Annotated in this window: 22 protein-coding genes; 4 read left to right on the top strand and 18 right to left on the bottom strand. The window is 68.1% G+C overall.

Features of this window, described 5'->3' with window-relative positions:
* Positions 1 to 28 precede the first annotated feature (28 nt).
* Positions 29 to 541, top strand: coding sequence for a hypothetical protein (locus HDC34_RS12525; protein WP_179557229.1), 513 nt, complete (start codon positions 29 to 31; stop codon positions 539 to 541).
* On the opposite strand, the gene HDC34_RS12520 is transcribed toward HDC34_RS12525, so the two are convergent.
* The 3 genes from HDC34_RS12520 to HDC34_RS12510 form a co-directional block, all read right to left on the bottom strand.
* Positions 538 to 897, bottom strand: a complete 360-nt coding sequence (locus HDC34_RS12520) for a hypothetical protein (protein ID WP_104311105.1) — start codon at positions 895 to 897, stop codon at positions 538 to 540. The two genes, HDC34_RS12525 and HDC34_RS12520, sit on opposite strands and share 4 nt — an antisense overlap.
* A 64-nt stretch (positions 898 to 961) precedes the next feature.
* Positions 962 to 2107, bottom strand: coding sequence for a branched-chain amino acid aminotransferase (locus HDC34_RS12515; protein ID WP_179557228.1), 1146 nt, complete (start codon positions 2105 to 2107; stop codon positions 962 to 964).
* Complete coding sequence (locus HDC34_RS12510; protein ID WP_179557227.1) at positions 2104 to 3186, bottom strand: 3-isopropylmalate dehydrogenase; 1083 nt, start codon at positions 3184 to 3186, stop codon at positions 2104 to 2106. Before HDC34_RS12510 ends, HDC34_RS12515 begins: the two co-directional genes overlap by 4 nt.
* A 73-nt stretch (positions 3187 to 3259) precedes the next feature.
* On the opposite strand from HDC34_RS12510, the gene HDC34_RS12505 reads away from it, so the two are divergent.
* Entirely contained in the window at positions 3260 to 3793 is a 534-nt protein-coding gene (locus tag HDC34_RS12505; protein WP_179557226.1) for a hypothetical protein, read from the top strand.
* A 107-nt stretch (positions 3794 to 3900) separates the two neighbouring features.
* Here the strand turns inward: HDC34_RS12505 and HDC34_RS12500 are convergent, their stop codons facing one another.
* From HDC34_RS12500 to HDC34_RS12435, 14 genes are all read right to left on the bottom strand, one after another.
* Positions 3901 to 4671 carry an ABC transporter permease gene (locus tag HDC34_RS12500; protein ID WP_179557225.1) on the bottom strand — a complete coding sequence of 257 codons (771 nt, stop codon included), beginning with the start codon at positions 4669 to 4671 and terminating at the stop codon, positions 3901 to 3903.
* On the bottom strand, positions 4668 to 5393 hold the full coding sequence (locus tag HDC34_RS12495; protein ID WP_179557224.1) for an ABC transporter ATP-binding protein: 726 nt from the start codon (positions 5391 to 5393) through the stop codon (positions 4668 to 4670). The genes HDC34_RS12500 and HDC34_RS12495 overlap by 4 nt, the downstream gene beginning before the upstream one ends.
* Entirely contained in the window at positions 5390 to 6184 is a 795-nt protein-coding gene (locus HDC34_RS12490; protein ID WP_179557223.1) for a hypothetical protein, read from the bottom strand. Before HDC34_RS12490 ends, HDC34_RS12495 begins: the two co-directional genes overlap by 4 nt.
* Before the next feature lie 281 nt (positions 6185 to 6465).
* Positions 6466 to 8058, bottom strand: a complete 1593-nt coding sequence (gene serA, locus HDC34_RS12485) for a phosphoglycerate dehydrogenase (RefSeq protein ID WP_179557222.1) — start codon at positions 8056 to 8058, stop codon at positions 6466 to 6468.
* Between the two features lie 181 nt (positions 8059 to 8239).
* Positions 8240 to 9265, bottom strand: a complete 1026-nt coding sequence (gene ilvC, locus HDC34_RS12480) for a ketol-acid reductoisomerase (RefSeq protein ID WP_104311097.1) — start codon at positions 9263 to 9265, stop codon at positions 8240 to 8242.
* Positions 9266 to 9349: 84 nt separating this feature from the next.
* Positions 9350 to 9856: an acetolactate synthase small subunit gene (ilvN, locus tag HDC34_RS12475; RefSeq protein ID WP_104252353.1), complete on the bottom strand. Its 507-nt coding sequence runs from the start codon at positions 9854 to 9856 to the stop codon at positions 9350 to 9352.
* Between the two features lie 3 nt (positions 9857 to 9859).
* Positions 9860 to 11665: an acetolactate synthase large subunit gene (locus tag HDC34_RS12470; protein ID WP_179557221.1), complete on the bottom strand. Its 1806-nt coding sequence runs from the start codon at positions 11663 to 11665 to the stop codon at positions 9860 to 9862.
* Between the two features lie 100 nt (positions 11666 to 11765).
* Complete coding sequence (gene ilvD / locus HDC34_RS12465; protein ID WP_104311095.1) at positions 11766 to 13466, bottom strand: dihydroxy-acid dehydratase; 1701 nt, start codon at positions 13464 to 13466, stop codon at positions 11766 to 11768.
* Between the two features lie 50 nt (positions 13467 to 13516).
* The gene (gene mnhG, locus HDC34_RS12460) at positions 13517 to 14017 is read right to left on the bottom strand and encodes a monovalent cation/H(+) antiporter subunit G (protein WP_104311094.1); all 501 of its coding nucleotides are present in this window, start codon (positions 14015 to 14017) and stop codon (positions 13517 to 13519) included.
* Entirely contained in the window at positions 14004 to 14288 is a 285-nt protein-coding gene (locus tag HDC34_RS12455; protein WP_179557580.1) for a monovalent cation/H+ antiporter complex subunit F, read from the bottom strand. Before HDC34_RS12455 ends, mnhG begins: the two co-directional genes overlap by 14 nt.
* Entirely contained in the window at positions 14288 to 14995 is a 708-nt protein-coding gene (locus HDC34_RS12450; RefSeq protein WP_179557220.1) for a Na+/H+ antiporter subunit E, read from the bottom strand. The genes HDC34_RS12455 and HDC34_RS12450 overlap by 1 nt, the downstream gene beginning before the upstream one ends.
* Positions 14992 to 16557: a Na+/H+ antiporter subunit D gene (locus HDC34_RS12445; protein ID WP_104252348.1), complete on the bottom strand. Its 1566-nt coding sequence runs from the start codon at positions 16555 to 16557 to the stop codon at positions 14992 to 14994. Before HDC34_RS12445 ends, HDC34_RS12450 begins: the two co-directional genes overlap by 4 nt.
* Positions 16554 to 17243: a Na(+)/H(+) antiporter subunit C gene (locus tag HDC34_RS18075; protein ID WP_179557219.1), complete on the bottom strand. Its 690-nt coding sequence runs from the start codon at positions 17241 to 17243 to the stop codon at positions 16554 to 16556. Before HDC34_RS18075 ends, HDC34_RS12445 begins: the two co-directional genes overlap by 4 nt.
* Positions 17240 to 20317 (bottom strand): Na+/H+ antiporter subunit A, encoded by a 3078-nt coding sequence (locus tag HDC34_RS12435; RefSeq protein ID WP_179557218.1) that lies wholly within the window; start codon positions 20315 to 20317, stop codon positions 17240 to 17242. The genes HDC34_RS18075 and HDC34_RS12435 overlap by 4 nt, the downstream gene beginning before the upstream one ends.
* Positions 20318 to 20414: 97 nt before the next feature.
* Between HDC34_RS12435 and HDC34_RS12430 the strand changes: the two genes are divergently transcribed.
* Together HDC34_RS12430 and HDC34_RS12425 are read left to right on the top strand one after the other, a co-directional pair.
* Positions 20415 to 21632, top strand: a complete 1218-nt coding sequence (locus tag HDC34_RS12430; RefSeq protein ID WP_179557217.1) for a DUF418 domain-containing protein — start codon at positions 20415 to 20417, stop codon at positions 21630 to 21632.
* A 5-nt stretch (positions 21633 to 21637) separates the two neighbouring features.
* Entirely contained in the window at positions 21638 to 22603 is a 966-nt protein-coding gene (locus tag HDC34_RS12425) for a magnesium transporter CorA family protein (protein WP_179557216.1), read from the top strand.
* 158 nt (positions 22604 to 22761) lie between these two features.
* Here HDC34_RS12425 and HDC34_RS12420 read toward each other — a convergent pair whose 3' ends face one another.
* Positions 22762 to 24141, bottom strand: coding sequence for a cation:dicarboxylate symporter family transporter (locus HDC34_RS12420; RefSeq protein WP_104311304.1), 1380 nt, complete (start codon positions 24139 to 24141; stop codon positions 22762 to 22764).
* Positions 24142 to 24152: the final 11 nt, after the last annotated feature.

Here is a 24152-nt window from a genome sequence, read left to right as displayed (position 1 = left end):
GGGCCGTCCGCTCTGCCAGACTTGGCGCATGCGCACCTCCGTGACCCTCCCGAACGGCGTCGAGATCGAACGAGACGACGCCGTCGACGTCACCGTCGACGTCCTGGAGGTGGAGGACCTCGCCTTCGCGCACGTCTGCCGCTCCCTGCGCCCGCAGCTGCGGCCACCCGCTGGCCTCATCGTGACGATGCCCGCCGGTGACGACGTGCTCGGCTACGTGTATCGCGAGGAGCAGCGCGAGGACGGCCGCCGCGACGAGCTCGACGACACCGACTCGCTGTTCGTCGACATCCACGAGCTCACGTTCGAGTTCGACGCACCCCGAGACGCCGACATGGACGAGGACGGCGTGCGGGGCCTGCTCGCGCGCGCCCGCCCCGAGACCGCGCTGAAGGTCGAGGGCGTCGAACTGCTCGACCTGCGGGACGGCCCCATGTCGCTCATCACGTGCCGTCCGCCTCGCGCGTGGACCTTCCGTCAGCTCGTGCTGGAGGTGCAGCTGCTCCGCGGCTCCTATATGGCCCTGCACTACAAGAGCTAACGGCGGCGCTGCGTCACCTCTCGCCAGCGGACCGCGCGCGACGGTGCCACGGCGAACGTCAGGAACCAGCCCCCGGAGTACGCGAAGAGCGCGACCAGCCCCATCGCGGCGACCGGACTCGCGAACACGCCGAGCGCCAACATCCCGAGCACCGCCACGATCACGACCACCCGCCGCAGCCAGGCCGGGACGTGCACGAGGTACCTCGTGGTCGCCCACCCGGCGAGGGCGGCGACCACGAGCACGACGGGTCCCAGCCAGAACTCTGCGAGCGCGAGGAACACCGCGAACGCGATCGCCAGGACGAATTCGAGGACCGCCAGCAGCACGAAGCCGCGCCTCGACGGCGCAGCCATGGTCCGCTCCTGAAACTCGGCGCCCTTGCGGGCAGCCCACCCATAGACCATGCGAATGCCGCAGCTACGCCAGGCGCTGCGTCCAGCCCATGAGGTCGGGCAGCTCGCCGTTCTGGATACCCGTCAGCTCGGCGCGGATGCGCATGCTCACCGAGTCCTCCGTGAGCGCCGGGTTCTCGATCGTGAAATCGGGCGACTTGACCTTGCCGATCGGCGAGATGACGGCCGCGGTGCCGCACGCGAAGGCCTCGACGATCGACCCGTCGGCGACGCCCTCGCGCCACTCGTCGATCGTGATGCGCCGGTGCTCGATCCTGCGACCGGCCCGCTCGCACAGCTCCAGCACGCTGTCGCGTGTGATGCCGGGGAGGATGGAGTCGCTCAGCGGGGTCAGGATCGTGCCGTCGGACTTGATGAGCACGATGTTCATGCCGCCGAGCTCCTCGAGGTACCTGTTCTCGGAGGAGTCGAGGAACAGCACCTGCTCGCATCCGTTCGCGTACGCCTCCTCCTGCGGGAGCAGCGACGACGCGTAGTTGCCGCCGCACTTCGCCGCACCCGTGCCGCCGGCACCCGCGCGCGAGTACTCCTGCGAGAGCCAGATGTCGACGGGGCGCGTGGGGTCGGAGAAGTACGAGCCAGCCGGGCAGGCGATGACCATGTAGCGCACCGTCTGCGCCGCACGCACGCCGAGGAAGTTCTCGAACGCGATCATGAACGGGCGCAGGTAGAGGGTCTTGCCCTCGCCGGCCGCCGGAACCCACTGCTCGTCGATCTGCACGAGCTGGCGCACCGATTCGAGGAAGAGCTCCTCGGGCAGCTCCGGCAGCGCGAGCCGCTTCGCCGAGTTCTGCAGGCGCTGCGCGTTGCGCTCTGGCCGGAACCCGAAGACCTCTCCCCCGCCGTGGCGGTACGCCTTGAGGCCCTCGAAGATCTCCTGGCCGTAGTGGAACACCGCCGAGGATGGGTCGACCTGCAGCGGGCCGTACGGCACGACGCGGGCGTCGTGCCAGCCGTCGGCGACCGTCCAGTCGATGATCACCATGTGGTCGGTGAAGTGCTTGCCGAACCCGGGGTCGGCGAGCACCGCCTCCCGCACCTCGGCGGATGCGGGAGCCGGGTTTCGCTCGACCGAGAACTCGAGGGACGCGCCCGCGGTGCGTGCGGCCTGCGTCGTCGTGCCTGGCTGGGTGCTGCTGGTGTCGCTCATGCGTTGGTTCCTTGCGCGGTCAGTCGGGAGATGATGGCGTCGCCGATCTCGGACGTGCTCCTGGATGCCCCGCCTCGCGACGCGAGGTCGGCGCGGCAGGCTGCCTCGAGGGCTGCGGCTGCGTCGATGAGTCCGAAGTGCTCGAGCAGCAGAACGACGGAGAGGATCGCCGCCGTCGGGTCGGCTTTGCCGAGGCCCGCGATGTCTGGTGCCGAGCCGTGGACTGGCTCGAACATGCTGGGGAATTCGCCTTCGGGATTGATGTTGCCCGAGGCCGCCAGCCCGATGCCGCCGGTGATGGCTGCGGCAAGGTCGGTCACGATGTCGCCGAACAGGTTATCGGTGACGATCACGTCGAATCGCGATGGGTTCGTGACGAAGAAAATCGTAGCAGCGTCGACGTGCAGGTACTCGACGGCGACGTCAGGGTAGTCGGTGGAGACCCGGTCGACGACGCGCTGCCAGAGCACGCCGGCGTTGACGAGCACGTTCTTCTTGTGCACGAGCGTGAGGTGCTTGCGGGGGCGGGACTTGGCCTTCTCGAACGCGTACCGCACGGTGCGCTCGACGCCGTAGGCCGTGTTCACGGAGACCTCGGTCGCGATCTCCTGCGGGGTGCCGACGCGGACGACGCCGCCGTTGCCGACATACGGCCCCTCGGTGCCCTCGCGCACGACGACGAAATCGACCTCGCCGGGGTCGCTCAGCGGGGTCTTCACGCCGGGCGAGATCGCGCCAGGGCGCAGGTTGATGTAGTGGTCGAACGCGAAGCGCAGCTTCAGCAGCAGGCCACGCTCGATGATGCCCCCGGCCAGTCGCTCGTCGGCTGGGTCGCCGCCGACGGCGCCGAGGAGGATGCCGTCGTGCTGCGCGAGCGCGTGCAGCTCCGCGTCTGAGATGATCTCGCCGGTCTCGAGGTAGCGGGCCGCGCCGAACGGGTACTCGGTGAGCGTGAGCTCGACGCCTGCCGGCAGCGCAGCCCGAAGCGCGCGCTGCGCCTGGGCGGTGACCTCCGGGCCGATCCCGTCGCCCGCGATGACGGCGATGTCGAGCTTCTCTGGCGCTGCACGTTCCGACACGAGGCGTCCTTTCCTGCCGACGGCGGTCGCGGCTCCCCCAGTTTAGGCCGCAGCCGGGCTAGCGTCTGTCGTCATGACCACCGCGATCCTGCGCCGCAAGGACGATCTGCCGCGTGCGCGCGCCGCCAGCCGCCTCACGGCCTACGTGTACGGCAACATCATCATCCTCGCGACGCTCCTCGGGCTCGTGCACGCGGGCGAGAATCCCGGCGAAGGTGCCATCGTGGTCCTCGCGACCGGGGGCACGACGCTCCTCGCGCACCTCATCGCCGATGCGGTGGGCCACTCCACGAGGGCCGAGGTCGGCGACCGCCGCGAGCGCACGGCGCACATCGAGTTCCTGCACGAGCTGCGGGATGCGGTGCCGATCGCGTCGGCTGCGTCCATCCCGGCCGCGATCCTCGGAGTGGCCGCACTCGGCGTCATCGACGGCGAGACGGCGCAGCTCGTCGCGGAGATCGTGATCATCGTGCGGCTCGCTGCGATGGGCTTCACGGTGCAGCGCATCCGCGGCGAGCGGCCCTCGTTCCGCACCTTCGCCGCCGGCGTCGGCCTCGCCCTCATCGGCGTCGCCATCTCCGTGCTCAAAGCGAACCTCGGGCACTGATCAGCCACACGTCCCGCCCCTCACACCAGCGCTGTCCAACTTGCGTGTTGGATGCGCCAGGGCAGCCCCGCAAAGACCCGCCGACCCGCATCCATCCCGCAAGAGCGTCATGCACGCACGTCCCGTCGGCAGAACGCGACGGCTGCGCAGCAGACCAGTGCCACGACCGCGAGGAGGAACACCGCGTAGGCGCTCCCAGGGTCGAGCGCTGCCGCCGGGTTCGCTGCGGTCACGGCGGCAGCATCGAACAGCTGCGCGCCGGCGATCGTGGGCAGGAACTTCGCCCACGGCGTCAGGAAGACCAGGACAAGCGAGATCTGCGAGACCGCGATGAGCACGAGCAACGGCACCAGGGCCTGGCGGACCAGGACCGCGAAGCTGAACCCGATCAGCGCGATACCCGTCCAGTAGACGACTCCGCCCAGCCAGCGCACCAGGAGCGAGACGGGCACGCCGTCGCTGAGCACACTGAGCGATCCGAGACCGAGCTGACTGCAGATGCTGAGCAGCGGGATCGTCACCGCTCCGAGCAACGTCACGGTGACGGCGAGGACCGAGACCTTCGCGAGGACGAGCCTGAACCGGTTCGGCACCGCGACGAGCGAGGTCTGGATCTGTCCGCCGGAGAACTCACCGCTTCCCGCGAGCACCCCCACGATGATGACGCCGATCTGCCCGAGCGCGATCCATTCGAGGCCGACGACCTCCGGCGTCGTCCCGGCGGCGAGCATCGGGTCGTCGACGCGCAGCCCCTCGCCAACCGAGGGGGCGGTGACTGCGGCCATCAGGACCGGCACGACGAAGCTCACGGCCAGCGTGATGAGGACCGCTCTGAGAGTGAAGAGCTTCGAGGACTCTGACGCCAGCGCCATCTTCACGCGGCACCACCCGCAACATGCTCGGCGCAACCCTGCGTCCAGGCGAAGTACGCGTGCTCGAGGCTGTCGTACTCCGCGACCAGGCTCGTCGCCGCCCCCGCCCTGATGACCGTTCCGCGCGCCATCACGACGAGGTCGTCAGCCATGGACTGCATCTCCCCCATGAGGTGCGACGAGATGAGCACCGTGCGGCCGGAACCCGCCAGCGAGCGCGCAAGATCCCGTATCCAGCGAATGCCCTCCGGGTCGAGCCCGTTCATCGGCTCGTCAAGGATCACGACCTCCGGGTCCCCGAGGAGCGCGGCCGCGATGCCCAGACGCTGCCCCATGCCCAGAGAGAAGGTCCCGACGCGGCGGTCAGCGACGTCCGACAGCCCGACGAGCTGCAGCGTCTCCGGGATGCGCGTGGGCGAGATCCCGTTGCTCGCCGCCATCCATCGGAGGTGCGCTCTCGCCGTGCGTCCGCGATGGGCACCCGACCCGTCGAACTGCGCGCCGACGCGGGTCAGGGGACGCCGCAGGCTTCGGTACTCGGAGCCGAGCACCGACGCGCGCCCGGACGTCGCTCGGTCGAGGCCGAGCAGGATGCGCATCGTCGTCGACTTGCCCGCTCCGTTCGGGCCGAGCAGCCCCGTCACCCTGCCTGCTCTGGCTTCGAAGGTCACGGACTCAATGGCAGTCCGCTTCCCGTAGATCTTTGTCAGGTTCTCGACTTCGATCATGAACCCACCCCCTTTTCTGCATGGTTGACGGCCCAGGAGCGGACCGAGAGAAATCCAGCGACGGCGAAGACGCCGATCCAGCTCAGCAGCACGAGAAGCCCGAGCATCGGCCCCAGGTCCCCGGCAAGCGGAGCGTCCTGGAGCAGCAGTTGAGCGCCCGCCTGGTCGGGCAGGAACCTGGCGGCCGAGGTGAACTCGAGCAGGTACGGCGAGATGGCGAGCGTGAGCGCCAGCATGGCGGTGAGCCCGACGATGCCGCTGCGGAACGCCGACGAGATCAGGAACGAGAGCAGGCTGATGAGCGACCAGTAGACGATGTACCCCGCGAGCAGGCGGAGGTCTCCACCGGGAAGGCTCGTCAGGCTGCCGACCGCGCGGCAGTCGAGGACAGCGCAGCGGGCGGCATAGCTTCCCAGGACGGCGGGAAGGGCGACCGCGACGCCGAACGCGAGCGCGGAGAGGGCCTTCGCGAGGAAGAAGCTGCGCCGGTCTGGGACGGCGAGCAGCGAGGAGGCGACGACACCGTTGTCGCGCTCCTGCGCGAAGACACTCGCCCCCAGGAAGACCGCCCCGATCTGTCCGTAGTGCAGCACCATGAGGAACGCCGACTGAGGTTCGAGTCCGCCAGCAGCGGTGACATCCCCCGAGAGCATCGCCTGGTGCGTCAGCGCGGTGACGCCGTAGGCGGCACCGATCACGACCGCGACGGTTGCGAGACTCGCGATCCGCGATGAACGCAGTGAGGTGAACTTGATTGCTTCCGCGCGGAGCGCGTGGAGGAACGTGGTCATGGCCTGCCGCCCTCGGTCGAGTGGACGCTCCTGATCGGGTGCCGTGCTGTCCGGTCCATGTGGCTAGCGTGGCACTCGGGTGGTCAGCGGACCATCATTCGAAAGTTCGAGCCCTGGACACCAGCCTGATCCCACAGGACAATGCGTGTTTTGCCCCAAATAAGTCGCGACGAGCACCCCCATTCCGGGCCCAAAGAACAACGCTGCCTGCGTTCCCAACCGCGGCGATCTCTCGCGGGGTTGGGAACGCAGGCAGCGCTTGTGTGGGTGACGCGGGGCGTCTAGCTCTCTACGATGTCGATCTCGTGCAGCTCGGAGGCGCCGATCGCGTCGCGCAGGTGCGCGAGCAGCTCGTCGCTGGCCGGCTCGTCGATCGTCAGCACGGAGAGGGCTTGGCCGCCCTCTTCGTCGCGGGCGATCTGCATGCCTGCGATGTTGACGCCTGCCTCGCCGAGCGCGGCACCGTAGACGGCGACGACGCCGGGGCGGTCGCTGTAGACCATGACGAGGTGGTGCGCGGCGAGGGGCACCTCGATGCTGTAGCCGTTGATGCCGACGAGCTTCTCGATCTGCTTCGGGCCCGTGAGGGTCCCGGAGACGGAGACCGTCTTGCCGTCGCTGAGCGTCGCGCGCAGCGTGAGCACGTTGCGGTACTCGTCGCTGTCCTCGTCGACGTTCATGCGCACGTCGAGGCCGCGCTCCTCCGCCAGGAGCGGCGCGTTCACGTAGGAGACCTGCTCGGTGACGATGTTCGTGAAGAACCCCTTGAGCGCGGCGAGGCGCAGCGCCTTCACCTCGTAGCGGGCGAGCTCGCCGTGCACCTCGATGTCGAGGGCGACGGGAGAGGCGCCGATGAGGCCCTGCAGGAACTGACCGAGCTTCTCCATGAGCGGGATGCCGGGGCGCACGTACTCGTCGATGATGCCGCCAGCGACGTTGACCGCGTCCGGCACGAGCTCACCGGCGAGGGCGAGGCGCACGGAGCGAGCGACGGAGACGCCGGCCTTCTCCTGGGCTTCATCGGTGGATGCGCCGAGGTGCGGTGTGAGCTGCAGGTTCGGCTGGTCGAGGAGGTCGCGGTTCGATGGCGGCTCGGTGACGAACACGTCGAGCGCTGCCCCCGCGATCGTGCCGGACTCGAGGGCGTCGCGGAGCGCGTTCTCGTCGATGATGCCGCCGCGCGAGCAGTTGACGATGCGCAGTTCGGGCTTGGCGAGCGCGAACTGGGCCTCGCCGATGAGACCGGTGGTCTCGGGCGTTCGCGGGATGTGGATGGTGATGAAGTCGGACTGCGCCATGAGCTCTTCGAGGGTGAGGAGCTGCACGCCCAGCTGCGAGGCGCGGGCGGGCGTCACGTAGGGGTCGTAGGCGACGAGGTGGACGCCGAAGCCCTTGAGGCGGTCGACGACGAGCGTGCCGATGCGGCCGAGGCCCACGATGCCGATGGTCTTCTCGAACAGCTCGACGCCCGTGTACTTCGAGCGCTTCCAGTCCCCTGCCTTCATCGACGCGTTGGCGTTCGGGATGTGGCGGGCGAGCGAGATGATGTGGCCGACCGCGAGCTCGGCTGCCGAGGTGATGTTCGAGGTGGGCGCGTTGACGACCATGACGCCGGCCTTCGTGGCGGCGGGCGTGTCGACGTTGTCGAGGCCGACGCCGGCGCGGGCGATGATCTTCAGGTTCGGGGCCGCGGCGATCGCCTCGGCGTCGACCTGGGTCGCGCTGCGCACGAGGATCGCGTTGGCCTCGGCGAGTGCTTCGAGGAGCGCGGGACGATCGGTGCCGTCGACCTGGCGGACTTCGAAGTCGGGACCGAGCGCATCCACGGTTGCGGGGGAAAGCTGCTCGGCAAGCAGAACGACGGGCTTTGACACGTGAAGAATCCTCCAGTGGAGACAGGGAGTCTGCGGGCGCAGGCCGAAGCGATCCTATCGCGAGGCGCGCTTTCGCCTCACGTCGCCGTAACACTGAGCGATCGCTGACGAGGAAGGGCCGGCCGCGAGCGGATGCTCGGGCCGGCCCAACGCAGTTCAGAACTGCAGACGGGAGTGACGCTTAGCGCGCGACCTGTCCGTCGACGTAGTCGCTGTCGGTCTGCTTCCAGGCGAAGAGCTTGCGCAGCTCCTGGCCGGTCTTCTCGATGGGGTGCGACTCGCCCTTCTTGCGGAACTCGGCGAATTCGACGCCGCCGTTGTCCTGGTCGTCGATGAAGCGCTTCGCGAACGCGCCAGACTGGATGTCGGCGAGCACGGCCTGCATGTTGGCCTTGACGCTCGGGTCGATGACGCGGGGGCCGGACACGTAGTCGCCGAACTCGGCCGTGTCGGAGACCGACCAGCGCTGCTTGGCGATGCCGCCCTCCCAGATGAGGTCGACGATGAGCTTGAGCTCGTGGAGCACCTCGAAGTAGGCGATCTCGGGCTGGTAGCCAGCCTCGGTGAGCGTCTCGAAGCCGTACTGGATGAGCTGCGACGTGCCACCGCAGAGCACAGCCTGCTCGCCGAAGAGGTCGGTCTCGGTCTCTTCCGTGAAGGTCGTCTTGATGACGCCGGCACGCGTTCCACCGATGGCGGCCGCGTACGAGAGGGCGGTTGCCCATGCGGTGCCGGATGCGTCGTTCTCGACGGCGATGATGTCCGGGATGCCGCGGCCTGCGACGAACTCGCGGCGCACCGTGTGGCCGGGGGCCTTCGGGGCGACGAGGATGACGTCGACGCCCTCGGGAGCGTCGATGTAGCCGAAGCGGATGTTGAAGCCGTGCGCGAAGGCGAGGGTCTTGCCTGCGGTGAGCTTGTCCTTGACGCTGTCCGTGTAGATCGAGCGCTGGTGCTGGTCCGGCGCGAGGATCATGATGACGTCGGCCCACTCGGCCGCGTCGGCGACGTTCAGGACCTCGAAGCCGTCTTCCTGTGCCTTGGGGGCGGACTTCGAGCCGTCCTTGAGGCCGATCTTGACCTCGACACCGGAGTCGCGGAGGTTCTGCGCGTGGGCGTGGCCCTGCGATCCGTAGCCGACGACGGCTACCTTCTTGCCCTGGATGATGCTCAGGTCGGCGTCGGTGTCGTAGAGGATTTCAGCCACGTGTGTGCTCCTTGGTTGTTGGCGTTTGGCGTGTGGGTTCTTCAGTGCCGGTCGGCACAGGGCAGGTGAGCGCTGGCCGGTGGCTCAGCGCGAGACCCGCTCGGTCATCGACTTCGATCCGCGGCCGACGGCGACGAGGCCGGACTGGACGATCTCACGGATCCCGTACGGCTCGAGGACGCGCAGGAAGGCCTGCACCTTCCCGGTGTCGCCCGTGGTCTCGATGACCAGCGCGTCCGTTGCCACGTCGACGACGCGGGCCCGGAAGAGGTTGACGGCTTCGATGACCTGCGAGCGGGTCGCGGAGTCGACCTTGACCTTGACGAGCAGGTGCTCGCGCTGGACGGACGCGTCGTATTCGAGCTCGACGATCTTGATGACGTTGATGAGCTTGTTGAGCTGCTTCGTCACCTGCTCGAGCGGGAATTCCTCGACATCGACGACGACCGTGATGCGGGAGAGCCCGTCGACCTCGCTCGCGCCGACGGCGAGCGATTCGATGTTGAAGCCTCGGCGGGCGAACAGCCCGGCGACGCGTGTCAGCAGGCCTGGCTTGTCCTCCACGAGGAGGGAAAGGACGTGCTTCGACATGGTCTACTCCCCCTCGAAGGTCGGGCTGTGTTCTTTGGCGTACTGGACGAAGCTGTTCGAGACGCCCTGCGGCACCATCGGCCACACCATGGCGTCTGCGCTCACGACGAAGTCGATGACGACGCTGCGGTCGTTGGTCTCGAGCGCGAGCTTGATGGCGGCGTCGATCTCTTCCTCCTTCGTGACGCGGATGCCGAGCGCCCCGTAGGCGTCGGCGAGCTTCACGAAGTCCGGGATGCGGACCGTCTCGTGCCCCGTGTTCAGGTCGGTGTTCGAGTGGCGGCCGTCGTAGAAGAGGGTCTGCCACTGCCGCACCATGCCGAGCGACGAGTTGTTGATGATGGCGACCTTGATGGGGATGTCGTTGATGGCGCAGGTCGCGAGTTCCTGGTTCGTCATCTGGAAGCATCCGTCGCCGTCGATGGCCCACACCGTGCGGTGCGGCTCGGCGACCTTGGCGCCCATGGCCGCCGGGATGGCGTACCCCATGGTGCCGGCGCCGCCGGAGTTGAGCCACGCGTTGGGGCGCTCGTACTTGACGAACTGCGCTGCCCACATCTGGTGCTGTCCGACGCCTGCCGCGTAGATCGCTTCCGGCCCCGTGAGCTCGCTGATGCGCTGGATGATGCGCTGCGGCGAGAGGAGTCCGTCGCTCGGGTCGGTGTACCCGAGCGGGAACTCGGCCTTGAGGCCGTCGAGGTAGGTCCACCACTCGTCGAGACGTTCCGTGTCGGCGGGCGCGTGGTCGGTGACGGCGGCGAGGAGGTCGATGGCGACCTCGCGGGCGTCGCCGACGATCGGCACGTCGGCGGTGCGGATCTTCGAGATCTCGGCGGGGTCGATGTCGACGTGGATGACCTTCGCGTTCGGCGCGAAGAGCGCCGCCTTGCCGGTCACGCGGTCGTCGAAGCGGGCGCCGATGGTGATGAGCAGGTCCGCTTCCTGCAGCGAGAGCACAGCGGGCACGGTGCCGTGCATGCCCGGCATGCCGAGCATCTGCGGGTGCGAGTCGGGGAACGCGCCGCGAGCCATGAGGGTCGTGACGGCTGGCGCCCCGGTCTTCTCGACGAGTCGCTGCACTTCCGCGGAAGCACCCGAGCGGACGATGCCGCCACCCAGGTAGAAGACGGGCTTCTTGGCCTGCGCGATGAGCTGCGCTGCGGCGAGGATCTGCTTGCCGTGCGCCTTGAGCACCGGACGGTAGCCGGGCAGGTCGAGCTTCACGGGCCAGACGTACGGCGCCTTCTTCTGCTGCGCGTCCTTCGTGATGTCGACGAGCACGGGTCCCGGACGACCGGTCGAGGCGATGTGGTAGGCGGCGGCGATGGCCGCGGGGATCTCCTCTGGCGTGCGAACCAGGATGCTGTGCTTCGTCACCGGCATGGTGATGCCGATGATGTCGGCCTCCTGGAAGGCGTCCGTGCCCATGAGGTGCGAGAACACCTGGCCGGTGATGGCCAGCAGCGGCACCGAGTCCATGTAGGCGTCGGCGATCGCGGTCACGAGGTTCGTCGCGCCGGGCCCGCTCGTCGCGATGCACACGCCGGTCTTGCCGCTCGCCGAGGCGTATCCCTCGGCCGCGTGGCCGGCACCCTGTTCGTGGCGAACAAGGATGTGGCGGAGCTTCGTGCTGTCGAGCAGCGGGTCGTATACCTCGATGATGGCGCCACCCGGCAGCCCGAAGACGTCCGTGACCCCGAGGTTCTCGAGGGTGCGGACGACAGCCTGGGCTCCGGTCAGCATCTCGGGCTCGTGCCCAGCGGAGGGTGATGACGCCGCGGCGATGCGGGCGGCAGTTTCCTGCGTCATGAGATCCGTTCTTCTTCGTGCTCGATGGCTCGAGCGCAGTCGATGAGGCGCAGCCCCGGATCAGAGTCGAGACTCTGGATCAGAGTCGAGACTCTGAGGGCTAGCCCGTGGTCGCGCCCTCGGACGCGCTGCGGACGAGCTTCGAGTATTTCGCAAGCACGCCGCGCGTGAACTTCGGAGGGAGCGGTTCCCAGCCTTCTCGGCGGGAGGCGAGCTCGGCTTCGTCGACGAGTAGGTCGATCGAGCGAGCCGCGATGTCGACCCGAATCAGATCTCCACTGCGGACGAAAGCGATGGGACCTTGGTCGACCGCTTCCGGTGCAATGTGGCCGATGCACAGGCCGGTTGTGCCGCCTGAGAATCGTCCGTCCGTCAAGAGTAGTACATCCTTGCCGAGACCCGCGCCCTTGATGGCCGCCGTGATGGCGAGCATCTCGCGCATGCCTGGTCCGCCCTTCGGACCTTCGTAGCGGATGACGATGACGTCGCCCGCTTCGATCTCCCCGTTCGTGAGGGCATCCATCGCGCCGCGCTCGCGCTCGAACACGCGGGCCGGCCCCTCGAAGACGTCGGCGTCGAAGCCGGCCGTCTTCACGACGGCACCCTCGGGTGCCAGCGAGCCGTGCAGCACCGTGATGCCGCCCGTCGCGTGGATGGGGTTGTCGATCGTGTGCACGACGTCGCCGTCGACCGGGTCCGGGTTGAGGTCGCGGAGGTTCTCGGCGAGCGTCTTGCCCGTGACGGTGAGCGCGTCGCCGTGCATGAGGCCCTCGTCGAGGAGCGCCTTCATGACGACTGGGATGCCGCCGTGGCGGTCGACGTCGTTCATGACGTACTTGCCGAACGGCTTCATGTCGGCGATGTGCGGAACCTTGTCGCCGATGCGGTTGAAGTCGTGCAGGGTGACGTCGACCTGGGCCTCGCGAGCGATCGCGAGGAGGTGGAGCACGACGTTGGTCGAGCCGCCCAGCGCCATCGCGAGCGCGATGGCGTTCTCGAACGCTTCCTTCGTGAGGATGTCGCCAGTCGTGATGCCCTGGCGCAGCAGGTTGACGACGGCCTCGCCCGAGCGGTGCGCGAACGCGTCGCGGCGCCGGTCGGCGGACGCCGGAGCGGCCGATCCCGGCAGGCTGAGGCCGAGCGCCTCGGCGACGGACGCCATCGTGTTCGCCGTGTACATGCCGCCGCAGGCTCCCTCACCCGGGGCGAACGCGCACTCGATGCGCTTCAGGTCGGCCTCGGACATCTTGCCGGCCTTGCACGCGCCGACTGCCTCGAAGGAGTCGATGATCGTGATGTCCTTCTCGGTGCCGTCCGAGAGCTTGACCCAGCCGGGCGCGATGGATCCGGCGTACAGGAAGACGCTCGAGAGGTTCAGACGGGCGGAGGCCATGAGCATGCCGGGGATGGACTTGTCGCATCCCGCGAGCAGCACGGTGCCGTCGAGGCGCTCCGCCATGACCACCGTCTCGACCGAGTCGGCGATGACCTCACGCGAGACGAGGGAGAAGTGCATGCCCTCGTGGCCCATGGAGATGCCGTCGGAGACGGAGACGGTGCCGAACTGCAGCGGGTAGCCGCCGCCCGAGTGGACGCCTTCTTTGGCGCCCTGGGCAAGGCGGTCGAGGGAGAGGTTGCACGGCGTGATCTCGTTCCACGAGGACGCGATGCCGATCTGCGGCTTGTCCCAGTCTTCGTCGCCCATGCCGACCGCGCGGAGCATGCCCCGCGAGGTGGTGGCTTCGATGCCGTCGGTGACGACCCGACTGCGTGGCTTGATGTCGACTTCTGGCTCAGGCATGCCCGCCATTCTACGCCGCGGAGAAGGTCGCCCCGCGCCGCCGGGAGCGCCTACTTCTCGCCGTGCCCGAGACCCTCGTGCTCGGGTGCCGGCTCCTTCTCCGGTTCCCCGGTCCGCACGGCCTGCGCGCGCGTCAGCTCGTCGTCGGTTCGGCGCTGGGCGCTCTCGACCGCCGCGGCGAGCTCGTCGACGTGCAGCGACACGTTGTCGAACTGCCGGCTGCGGTATCCGGCTCGAGCGAGCATCGTCGCGCCGGCCGGGGTCGTGAGCATCTGGAAGAACATGATCGGGATGAGGAACAGGATCGTGGGCAGGTGCGTCTGCTGCACGGCGAGGCCGATGAGCAGGAACATGAGGCCCGCGATCTGCGGCTTCGTCTGCGCATGCATCCGCATGAGCACGTCGGAGAAGCGCATGAGGCCCACCCCGGCGGCGAGGGACAGGATGGCTCCCAGCCCGAGGCAGACGAGGGAGACGACGTCGAGCGCATCCACCGGGGCGTTCTCCACGAGCAGCCCACCGGAGGCGAGCAGAGCGTCAGAAGCGCTCATTGGCGTTCGCCTCCTGTCGGGTGACGTGCCTGGCGACGGCGACCGAGGCGATGAACGCGGTCATGGCGAGGGCAAGCACGAGCGGGATCGTGTCGGTGTGTCCGCGGATGATCATGTCGGCGACGAGCACGCAGATGAGGATCGTGAGGAGCGCGTCGGAGGCGACCATGCGGTCGACGATGGACGGACCGCGGATGATACGGATCACCGCGAGGAGCGCCGCGACGGCGAACATCGCTCCGAAGATCCAGACGAGGGCGTCGATGACCATCACTTGCGTCCCTCCTTCGCTGCTGATGCGCCGGCGGATGAGCCCTTGACGACGACGGGCGTGTCGTGCGCGAACTGCTTGTCGCGGATCGCCTCGTGCTTCTTCTGCGCAGGCGATTGGCCGATGGGCTCGAGCCCACGACGCACGCGGTCGCGGTTGACCCGCCAGAGGTCGTCGCGGGTCCCGAGCGCGAGCGCGAGCCCCTCCTCCACGTCGAGCGCGAGCGCCTTGACCGATTCGACGGACTCGTCGGTCGAGGCGTCAAGCACGTGCAGGTAGAGCACGGAGTGCATCCGGTCGACTTCGACGACCATCGAGCCGGGGATGAGCATGTTGACCTCGGCCGTCAGCGTGAGGATGAAGTCGCTGCGCGTGCGCAGCTGCACCGAGACGACGGAGCCGAGCGGCGGCTTCGCTGGCCGGAACGCCAGCCACGCGACGATGAACGACGCGCTGACCAGCCGGTACATGAACTTCACGAAGAAGACGAGCGTCCACCACAGGTTGATGCGCCCGGAGAGGTCGACGGCCGGCAGGTAGAAGACCTCGACGATGATGACCGAGAAGATGATCCCGGTGACGACGCTGATGACGTCGACGTGGCCCCACAGCACCAGCCAGAACGCGACGAGCGCGAGCAGCAGCGGCAGCTGGACGAGGATGGCATGGCGCCTGGGCTTGCGGGCGCTGCCGTCTTTCACCTTCATGGCTTGAGCACCTCCCCGTTGGAGACCGAGCTGATGTACTCAGCCGGGAACAGATCGAACGCGGCCGTCTCGGACCACTCGTAGATGGGGCCGGCGAAGATCGTGATGGCGACGCTCACGGCGACCATGGTGGTCGTCGCGATCGTCATGAGCCGCGACGACGACTTCGTCTCGGTGACGACGGCCGACTCCGGCGTGTCGGAGATGCGCTCCGTCATCGGCGAGGAGAAGTCGACGACCTGCTCCTGCGTGCGCCAGAAGCCCAGGTTCCAGACGCGGATCAGCGCGTACAGGGTGAGGAGGCTCGTGACGGCTCCGGCGCCGATGAGCACGTAGCTGAGCACGCTGCCCTGTGCCGCGCCCGCCGTGAAGAGGCCGAGCTTCCCGATGAAGCCCGAGAACGGCGGGATGCCACCGAGGTTGAGCATGGGGATGAAGAACAGCACGGCCACGAACGGCGCCCGCTTGAGCATCCCGCCCAGGTGGGTCAGCGACGAGGAGCCCGCGATGCGCTCGATGAGCCCCGTCACGAGGAACAGCGCGGTCTGCACGATGATGTGATGGACGATGTAGAACACCGTCGCGGCGTAGCCGAGCTCGGTGCCGAGGGCGACGCCGAAGATCATGTAGCCGATGTGGCTGACGAGCGTGAACGACAGCATTCGTCGGATGCCGGCCTGGGCCACCGCGCCGAGGATGCCGACGATCATCGTGAGCAGGGCGATCACCATCAGCAGCACGGAGATGTCGTTGTCCCAGAAGAGCAGCGTCTCCGTCCGCAGGATCGCGTACACGCCGACCTTCGTCAGCAGGCCCGCGAAGACAGCCGTGACCGGCGCTGGCGCTGACGGGTACGAGTCCGGCAGCCAGAACGACAAGGGGAACAGCGCCGCCTTGATCGCGAAGGCGATGAGGAGCGGCATGTGCAGCATGAGCTGCACGTCCTGCGGGAGCTCGGCCATGCGAACCGCGATCTCCGCGAAGTTCACCGTGCCGACCGCACCGTAGATGAGGGCGATGGAGCCCAGGAAGATGAACGACGAGACCAGGCTCACGACGATGTAGGTGACGCCGGCCTTGATGCGCTCCGTCGTTCCGCCGAGCGTGATGAGCACGAAGCTCGACACGAGCAGGATCTCGAAGCCCACGTACATGTTGAAGAGGTCGCCAGCGATGAAGGCGTTGTAGACGCCCGCGGAGAGCACGAGGTAGGTCGGGTAGAAGATCGAGACCGGCGTCTCGTCGTCGCCGTCCGCCGCGCCCTGGCCGATCGAGAAGGCCATGACCGCGAGCAGCACGATGCTCGTGACGACGACGAGCATCGCCGACAGCTGGTCGACGACGAGCGAGATGCCGAACGGCGCGAGCCATCCGCCGCCCTGGACGACCAGCGCCTCGCCAGATGTGGTGACCGCGACGAGCAATCCGATGCTGACGCCGAGCGCGAGCACGAGCGTCGCCTGGGCGATGAAGATCTGGAGGCGCGCCGCGCGGGCGGCGGTCAGCGCCAGGGCCGCGCCGATGAGCGGCACGAGCACGATGAGGGGAACGAGCCAGGTCATGAGCGCTCCCCCTCTCCTGCGGTGTCGTCGTGCGGTTCGGTGTGGTCATCGAAACCCGAGTCGAGGCCGACCTCGCGAGCTCCGGCAGGCTGCGAGCCCTGCTCGGCGTCCGCATCCTGCTCACCCGCCCGGAACTCCTCGAGCTCCTCGTGCCGGTTGCTCGGCTCTGTGGCCTTCACGGATACGTCGGCGAAGCTGTCCTTGCCCGACCCTGGTTTCGGCCCATCGCCCATGTTGATGCGGGCAGTCGAGACCGCCGCTTCCGCGTACTCGCCGAACTCCGTGTCCCCGGACTCGTCCTCGTCGAACTCCTCGTCGTCCTGCGAGAGGTCCGCGGTGCGCATCGCGATGTCCTCTTCGTCGTCGCTCACCGTGTCCGCCTGCGCGAGTCTCCACGAGCGGTAGATGAGGGCGAGCATGAACGCGGTCACGCCGAAGGTGATGACGATGGCGGTGAGGATGAACGCCTGCGGGATCGGGTCGGAGTAGTCCTCCGGCGCGATGTCGGCGTCGTAGATCGGGGCGAGCCCGAAACTGCCCGACATGAAGAAGATGAGGATGTTCGTGGCGTTGCCGACGAGCAGGATCCCGAGGAGCATCCGCGTCAGGCTGCGCTCGAGGAGCAGGTACACGCCGCATGCGTACAGCACGGCCATGCCGACGAGCAGCACGAGGGACAGGGTCATGAGCGGGTCACCTCCTCGGATCCGACGGGTTCGATGTCGCTCTGATCTGCCTCGACCTCTTCGTTGACACGGGCAAGCGCCCCGGTGTTGTAGCCCGTCTCACCGGGCTCGCCTCCCTCGCCCTGCAGACCGTCGTGCTCAGCGGCCGAGTCCGAGTCGGGAGACGCATCCTGTTCGATCTGCAGGTCGATCTCCGAACCGAGCGAGCGCAGGATGTCGATGACCAGCGCGATGACGATGAGGTAGACGCCGATGTCGAACACGGTGGAGGTGACGAAGACGAACTGTCCCACCCCCGGGATGTCCTGATCGATCCAGGATGAGGTGAACGGCGCCTGGCCGAAGAAGATCGGCACGAGAGCCGTGAGCGTCGCGAGCAGGAAGCCGATGCCGAGGAGACGGCCCGCATCCACCTTGACGGCCTCGTCGAGCTCGGCCCGGCCACCCGCGAGATAGCGCGCAGCAAGGGCGAGGCTCGCGACCGCACCGCCGGCGAAGCCGCCGCCCGGGGTGTTGTGGCCGGTGAAGAGCAGGAAGAGCGAGGCGATGAGCAGCGCGTGGAACACGAGCCGCACGACCACCTCGAGGATGATCGAGCGGTTGCTCGGGGCGAGCGACTTGCCGGCGATGAGCCAGACCTTGCGGCGCTCCCCCTGCAGCTTGTCGGCCCGGCCGAGCTTCTGCCCGGCCGCGCTCACGGCGGCGAGGTCGATGGGTTCGGTGACGGGGCGTGATGCGCGGCGGAACCGCGGCCCGCGCGCCGCGTCGACCCGCGAGCGACCCCGGTTGTTGAGGTAGACGAGGCTCGCAACACCCGTAGCGGCCGCGATGAGCACGGAGAGCTCACCCATGGTGTCCCATCCGCGGATGTCGACGAGCGTGACGTTGACGATGTTGGAGCCGTGGCCGCCCTTGTAGGCGAACTCCGGGAAGAACACGGAGTCTGGGATCGCCTGGCGGGAGGCGAGGGAGATCCACGCGACGATGGCGAGGACGAGTCCGACGGATCCGCCGATGAGCCACCTCAGCCACGACGGCGGGTTCTTGAGCGCCTTGCCGTGGCGGGCAGGGAGCCTGCGCAGCACGAGCACGAAGACGACGAGCGTGATCGTCTCGATGAGGGCCTGCGTGATCGCCAGGTCCGGTGCGCCCGAGAGCGCGAAGAGCCCGGCCATGCCGTAGCCCGTGACGCCCACGAGGATGACTCCCTGGAACCGCTTCTCCGAGGTGGTCACGAAGAACGCCGCGAGGATCATGATCAGGATGATCGCGATCTCCTGCCAGCGGATCTCGGTCTCGAAGGCCGGGACGGGCGTGTCCATGGTGACGAGCGTGAACACGGACGCCACGACGAACATGATGAAGATCGATGCGAGGTAGAAGGGAAGCGAGCCGCGCTGGGTCGTCGCCGTCGTGCGCGCCGCGATGACATCCACGACGCGCATCGTGGTCCAGTAGCCGCGAGACGACTCGATGAGCGGAGGCACCTTCGCCTGCGCGCGGGCTACCCCGGCGCGCCAGACGAAGAGCAGGCCACCGACGATGAACGTGCCGATCGTGATGAAGAGCGCCGGCTCGAACCCGTGCCAGAGCGCCAGGTGGTACGGCTTGACGCCGGGCAGCTCCGGCAGCGTGTCCGCGTACATCGCGAGCACCGGGTCGACGAGACCGGACGCGAAGCCCAAGCCGAGCGAGGCGGCGACGAGGATGAGCGGGGAGAACATGAAGTCGAGGTGCTCGGGCACGTAGCGCACCCGCTCGACGTCCGGCTTCGACGCGAAGGCCCCATAGAGGAACCGGGCCGAGTAGGCGACCGTGAACACGGTGCCGACGATGACGCCGATGAGCGCGATCCACCCCCACACGCTCCCGGCCTCGCCCGCCTCGAGGAGCGCCGTGAGGATCGCCTCCTTGGCGACGAACGTGAACATCGGGGGCACGCCGGCCATGGCCGCGATCGCCAGCGCCGTCATCCAGAACAGGACGGGCGCCGCCTTCGCGAGCCCCGACAGCTTGCGGATGTCGCGGGTACCCGTGCGGTGGTCGATCATGCCGACGATGAGGAAGAGCGCGGCCTTGAAGCAGGCGTGCGCGATGACCATGGCCAGGCCCGCGAGCGCCGCGTCCCGTGTGCCGAAGGCGACGACGATGGTCATGAAGCCGAGCTGGCTGACGGTGCCGTAGGCGAGGATCAGTTTCAGGTCGTGCTGGCGCAGCGAGCGCCACCCGCCGATGAGCATCGTCGCGATGCCGATCGTGACGAGCACCTCCCGCCACCCGGGCATCTCGGCGAACCCGGGTGCGAGGCGGGCGATGAGGTAGATGCCGGCCTTCACCATGGCCGCGGCGTGCAGGTACGCGCTCACCGGTGTGGGAGCGGCCATCGCCGCAGGCAGCCAGAAGTGGAACGGGGCGAGCGCCGACTTCGTGACGGCGCCCGAGAGCACGAGCATCACGGCCGTGATCGTGAAGCCGTCGAACTCGGGCGGGTTGGCGATGATCTCGGAGAGCAGCGTCGTGCCGGTCGAGGCATGCAGCATGACGAGGCCGACGAGCATGGCCAGGCCGCCGAGCGTCGTGACGAGCAGCGCCTGCATGGCGGCACCGCGGCTCGCGCGCTTCGACGAGTAGTGGCCGATGAGGAGGAACGAGAGCACGCTCGTCGCCTCCCAGAAGATGAAGAGGAGGTAGATGTCGTCGGCGAGGACGAGGCCGAACATGACGCCCGCGAACGCCAGCAGCACCGCGGCGAAGCGCCCGAGGTCGGGCTCGTCTGGCTTGAAGTAGCGGCCGCAGTAGATGAGCACGAGCGCGCCGATGCCGGTGACGATGAGCGTCATGATCCACGCCAGCACGTCCATGCGCATGGCGACGGCGACGTCGATCTGCGGGATCCAGGGGACGCTCTCGACGAGCACCTCACCGCTCAGGATGCGCGGACCGAGCAGCGCAGTCCAGACGAAGGCGGCGGCGGGGATGGCGGCGGCGGCGAGGAACGTCACGTTCCGTAGCCACCTGTGGAGCACTGGGATGAGGATGCTCGCGCCGAGGAAGATAGCCAGGAACGCGATCATTCGGCCTCCTGGAGCTCATGCAGCGGTGTGGACGAATCGATTTTACCTGGCAGTTGTCTGCGTGTGTGCCGAATGCCTCGCTCGATAGCGTGAGTGCATGCATGATTCTCCGCCTGGACCCCGGCCGACGGCGACGGGAGCGCGTGCGCTGGCGCCCGATGCCGCGCGTGGTTTCGCTCTGCTGTTCATCGCGATCGCGAACCTCACCGTGTACCTGTACGGCAGGGACCAGGGCATCCTGTTCCGTCCGGTGGATGCCGGACTCGGCGACCGGGTCGCGGATGTCCTCGGCGCGCTGTTCATCGACAACCGGAGTTTCCCGCTGTTCTCGTTGCTGTTCGCCTACGGCTTACACCAGCTCGTGACGCGTGAGGAAGCGCTCGGCACAGCGTGGCCCGTCGTCAGGCGGCTGCTCGTGCGGCGCAACGCGTGGCTCTTCGTCTTCGGGGCACTGCACGGACTGCTCCTCTTCATGGGCGACATCATGCACACGTACGCGCTCGCCGGGTTCGTGCTCATCCTGCTGATGAGGTCGCCGAACTGGGTGCTCTGGCTGGTCTTCGGCATCACGGCCCCGCTCGCCGTGGCCTTCGGCAGCGGTGACGGCGCGGCGGCGTCCGGGCTCGCCGCGGTGGGCGGCGCGGCCGATCCGATGATGCCCTCCGCCGTGAGCGCGACGCTCCTCGACGCTCAGCTCGCGCGAGCCGGCGAGTTCCTTCCGCTCCTCGCATTCGCGCCGTTCACCGTCCTCGGCGTGCTCCCGCCCATGATGCTGGGCCTGCTCATGGCCCGGAGCCAGCTGCTCGAGCGCCCGTGGCAGCACGCTCGCGCGGTCCGCAGCATCGCGATCGGTGGCGTCTCGGCCGCCATCCTCGGGGGCCTCCCCTTCGCCTTCGGCCTGGCGCTCGGGTTCGAGCCGGGCCCCGTCTGGTTCCTCGCAGGCTCACTGCATGCGGCCACCGGCATCCTGGCCGGTGCCGGCTACGCCGCGCTCTTCGCACTGATCGTCGCGGGCACGCAGCGCTCCGGCTCCCGCCCCGGCCCGGTGATCGGGGCGCTCACCGCCCTCGGACGTCGCTCCATGTCCGGTTACCTCGCACAGTCGGTCATCTTCCTGGCGATCATGCCGGCCTGGTCGATGGGGCTCGGCGCCACCGTGGGCACCGGCGGTGCGCTCCTCGTCGGCACCGGCACCTGGCTCGCAACGCTCCTCGGTGCCGTCCTCCTCGAGCGGATGGGCAAGCCGGGGCCCGCGGAATGGGCGATCCGGAGGCTCAGCTACGGGCGACCACCCGCCAGAGCGGTCGTACGATAAGCCGCATGCAGACCACGAGGCTCTACCGCGACGGACACCGGGTCGGCGGCGAGCACTCGCTCACGAATCTCGCCGAGCACCGCGCAACCGGGGACTGCACGGTCTGGGTCGACCTCACGCTCGACGAAGAAGGCGCCCTTGACGAGCTGGCCTCGCTCCTCGACCTGCACCAGCTCGCCGTCGAAGATGCGAGGTCCCACCTCGAGCGGCCTCGTCTCGCGCGTTTCGACTCCCACCTGCTGCTCACGCTGTCGAGCTCCGACTGCGACGAGCAGGGAGACGTCACGATCTCCCGACTGACGGCGTTCATCCTGCCGGGCATCCTCATCACCGTGCATGAAGCCGGCTTCCCCATCGAATCCGTCGCGAAGCGCCTCGACGAGAACGAGGAGCTCTCCGCGTACCGGGTCCCCTGGCTCGTCTGGGCGCTCCTCGACGTCATCGTCGACAGCCACACCGACTCCGTCGAACGGCTCGACGAGGTCATCGAGGCCCTCAGCGACGGGCTCTTCAGCGAGCGGCCCGACACGAGCGAGGTGCAGCGACGCGCGTTCACGCTGCGGCGGAGCGTCTCGAAGCTCCGCCACGCGACGCTCCCCCTGAAAGAGGTGATCACGCTCCTCATCCACCAGGGAGAGGAGAAGGTGGCGCCAGAGCTGCACCCGTACTTCGCCGACGTCGGCGACCATGCGGCGCTCGCCGCCGAGTGGTCCGAGACGCTCGCGGATCACATCTCGACGGCCATCGAGACGAGCATCGCCCTGCAGGGCAACAGGATGAACGAGATCATGAAGAAGGTCACGGGCTGGGCTGCGATCATCGCCGTGCCGACCGCCATCACCGGCTTCTTCGGCATGAACGTCGACTTCCCCGGCCACGACGAGGTCGAGGGCCTCATCGCCTCGGTGTCCCTCGTCATCGGCTCGTCGGTCGTGCTCTACATCGTCTTCAAGAAGCGCGACTGGCTGTAGCCGCACCGGCTGCGCACTCCCCGCCACACCTCCCCCGCCTGGCTCCTCCCCCGCCCTGGCGGAAACCGCCAAGAGACCTGCGGGGTGTGCATCCGGTTCTCTCGAAGCGGATGCACACCCCACAGGTCTGCCGGTAGGCAGCGGCGCAGCGGCGCAGGTTACGCGGTGACGCGCTCCTCGTCGATGACCTGCTGGCTCTTCGCGTCACGGGAGTGATCCGTGGAGCCGTGCACGTCCTCGTTCATGGTCGCCTCATCGAACGGGGCGCCCCCGCTGAGGACGAGGTCGACGCGCTGCTTGTCGATCTCCTTCGTCCACGTGCCCACGAGCACCGTCGCGACGGCGTTGCCCGTGAAGTTCGTGAGCGCGCGAGCCTCGGACATGAAGCGGTCGATGCCGACGATCACGCCGACGCCGTCGACCAGGTCGGGGCGGTGGGCCTGCAGGCCTCCAGCGAGCGTCGCGAGGCCGGCGCCGGTGACACCGGCGGCGCCCTTCGAGGCGATCATCATGAAGATCAGCAGCGACACCTGCTCGCCGATGGACAGCGGCGTGCCCATCGCGCTGGCGATGAAGAGCGACGCCATCGTCAGGTAGATGGCCGTGCCGTCGAGGTTGAACGAGTACCCGGTCGGGATGGTGATGCCGGCGACCGACTTCGAGACGCCCACGTGCTCCATCTTCGCGATGAGGCGGGGCAGCGCGACCTCGCTCGACGAGGTGGAGACGATGAGCAGGTACTCGCGGCCGAGGAACTTCATGAGCTTGAAGATGTTCACGCGGGCGACGAGCCACAGCAGCGTGCCCAGCACCACGACGATGAAGAGCGCGCACGTGATGTAGAAGGCGATCATGAGGGTGCCGAGCGCGATGACCGCGTCGATGCCCGTCGCTCCGACGACCGCGGCGATGGCACCGAACGCGCCGACCGGGGCGACCCACATGATCATGCCGAGCACGCGGAAGACGAGCGCCTGGATCTGCGCGATCGCGTCGATGATGGGCGCCGCCTTCGTGCCCATCTTCTGCAGGCCGAAGCCGAGCAGCAGGGCCACGAAGAGCACCTGCAGGATGCTGCCGTCGGTGAGCGACGAGAACAGCGACGTCGGGATGATGCCGAGCAGGAAGTCGGCCGTGCCCTCGCTCTTCGACGCATCGGCCTCGTAGGAGGCGCTCGCGATGTTGAGCCCCTCGCCCGGGTGGATGAAGTTGCCGACGACCATGCCGATGGCGAGGGCGAAGGTCGACATCGTGATGAAGTAGAGGAGCGCGAGCCCGCCGACCTTGCCGACCGTTGCCGCCTTCGCGATGGAGCCGACGCCGAGCACGATCGTGCAGAAGATGATCGGGGCGATCATCATCTTGATGAGCGCCACGAACGCCTCGCCGACGGGCTTGAGGGCCTTCCCGAACTCCGGGAGGACCAGGCCGACGGTGATGCCCGCGAGCACCGCGATGATGACGGCGATGTAGAGCCAGTGAGTCTTGTCGATCCCGCGCTTGCGCGGAGCCTTGGTGTCCTGAGATGTGAGCGCCATTGCCTTCTTCT

It is taken from the genome of Pseudoclavibacter sp. JAI123 (assembly GCF_013409665.1).
Lineage (GTDB): Bacteria > Actinomycetota > Actinomycetes > Actinomycetales > Microbacteriaceae > Pseudoclavibacter.
Note: the sequence above shows the minus strand (reverse complement) of the source record. Positions and strands in the feature narration are given on the sequence as shown.

Excerpts from the sequence above, each read along its gene's own strand:
- HDC34_RS12430 (WP_179557217.1), top strand. The coding sequence starts at position 20,415 with ATGCATGATTCTCCGCCTGGACCCCGGCCGACGGCGACGGGAGCGCGT.
- HDC34_RS12445 (WP_104252348.1), bottom strand. The coding sequence starts at position 16,557 with ATGACCTGGCTCGTTCCCCTCATCGTGCTCGTGCCGCTCATCGGCGCG.
- mnhG (WP_104311094.1), bottom strand. The coding sequence starts at position 14,017 with ATGAGCGCTTCTGACGCTCTGCTCGCCTCCGGTGGGCTGCTCGTGGAG.
- HDC34_RS12420 (WP_104311304.1), bottom strand. The coding sequence starts at position 24,141 with ATGGCGCTCACATCTCAGGACACCAAGGCTCCGCGCAAGCGCGGGATC.
- HDC34_RS12450 (WP_179557220.1), bottom strand. The coding sequence starts at position 14,995 with ATGAAGGTGAAAGACGGCAGCGCCCGCAAGCCCAGGCGCCATGCCATC.
- HDC34_RS12470 (WP_179557221.1), bottom strand. The coding sequence starts at position 11,665 with ATGACGCAGGAAACTGCCGCCCGCATCGCCGCGGCGTCATCACCCTCC.
- HDC34_RS12520 (WP_104311105.1), bottom strand. The coding sequence starts at position 897 with ATGGCTGCGCCGTCGAGGCGCGGCTTCGTGCTGCTGGCGGTCCTCGAA.
- HDC34_RS12515 (WP_179557228.1), bottom strand. The coding sequence starts at position 2,107 with ATGAGCGACACCAGCAGCACCCAGCCAGGCACGACGACGCAGGCCGCA.
- HDC34_RS12505 (WP_179557226.1), top strand. The coding sequence starts at position 3,260 with ATGACCACCGCGATCCTGCGCCGCAAGGACGATCTGCCGCGTGCGCGC.
- HDC34_RS12490 (WP_179557223.1), bottom strand. The coding sequence starts at position 6,184 with ATGACCACGTTCCTCCACGCGCTCCGCGCGGAAGCAATCAAGTTCACC.
- HDC34_RS18075 (WP_179557219.1), bottom strand. The coding sequence starts at position 17,243 with ATGACCCTGTCCCTCGTGCTGCTCGTCGGCATGGCCGTGCTGTACGCA.
- HDC34_RS12495 (WP_179557224.1), bottom strand. The coding sequence starts at position 5,393 with ATGATCGAAGTCGAGAACCTGACAAAGATCTACGGGAAGCGGACTGCC.
- HDC34_RS12425 (WP_179557216.1), top strand. The coding sequence starts at position 21,638 with ATGCAGACCACGAGGCTCTACCGCGACGGACACCGGGTCGGCGGCGAG.
- ilvD (WP_104311095.1), bottom strand. The coding sequence starts at position 13,466 with ATGCCTGAGCCAGAAGTCGACATCAAGCCACGCAGTCGGGTCGTCACC.
- HDC34_RS12525 (WP_179557229.1), top strand. The coding sequence starts at position 29 with ATGCGCACCTCCGTGACCCTCCCGAACGGCGTCGAGATCGAACGAGAC.
- ilvN (WP_104252353.1), bottom strand. The coding sequence starts at position 9,856 with ATGTCGAAGCACGTCCTTTCCCTCCTCGTGGAGGACAAGCCAGGCCTG.
- HDC34_RS12455 (WP_179557580.1), bottom strand. The coding sequence starts at position 14,288 with ATGGTCATCGACGCCCTCGTCTGGATCTTCGGAGCGATGTTCGCCGTC.
- HDC34_RS12435 (WP_179557218.1), bottom strand. The coding sequence starts at position 20,317 with ATGATCGCGTTCCTGGCTATCTTCCTCGGCGCGAGCATCCTCATCCCA.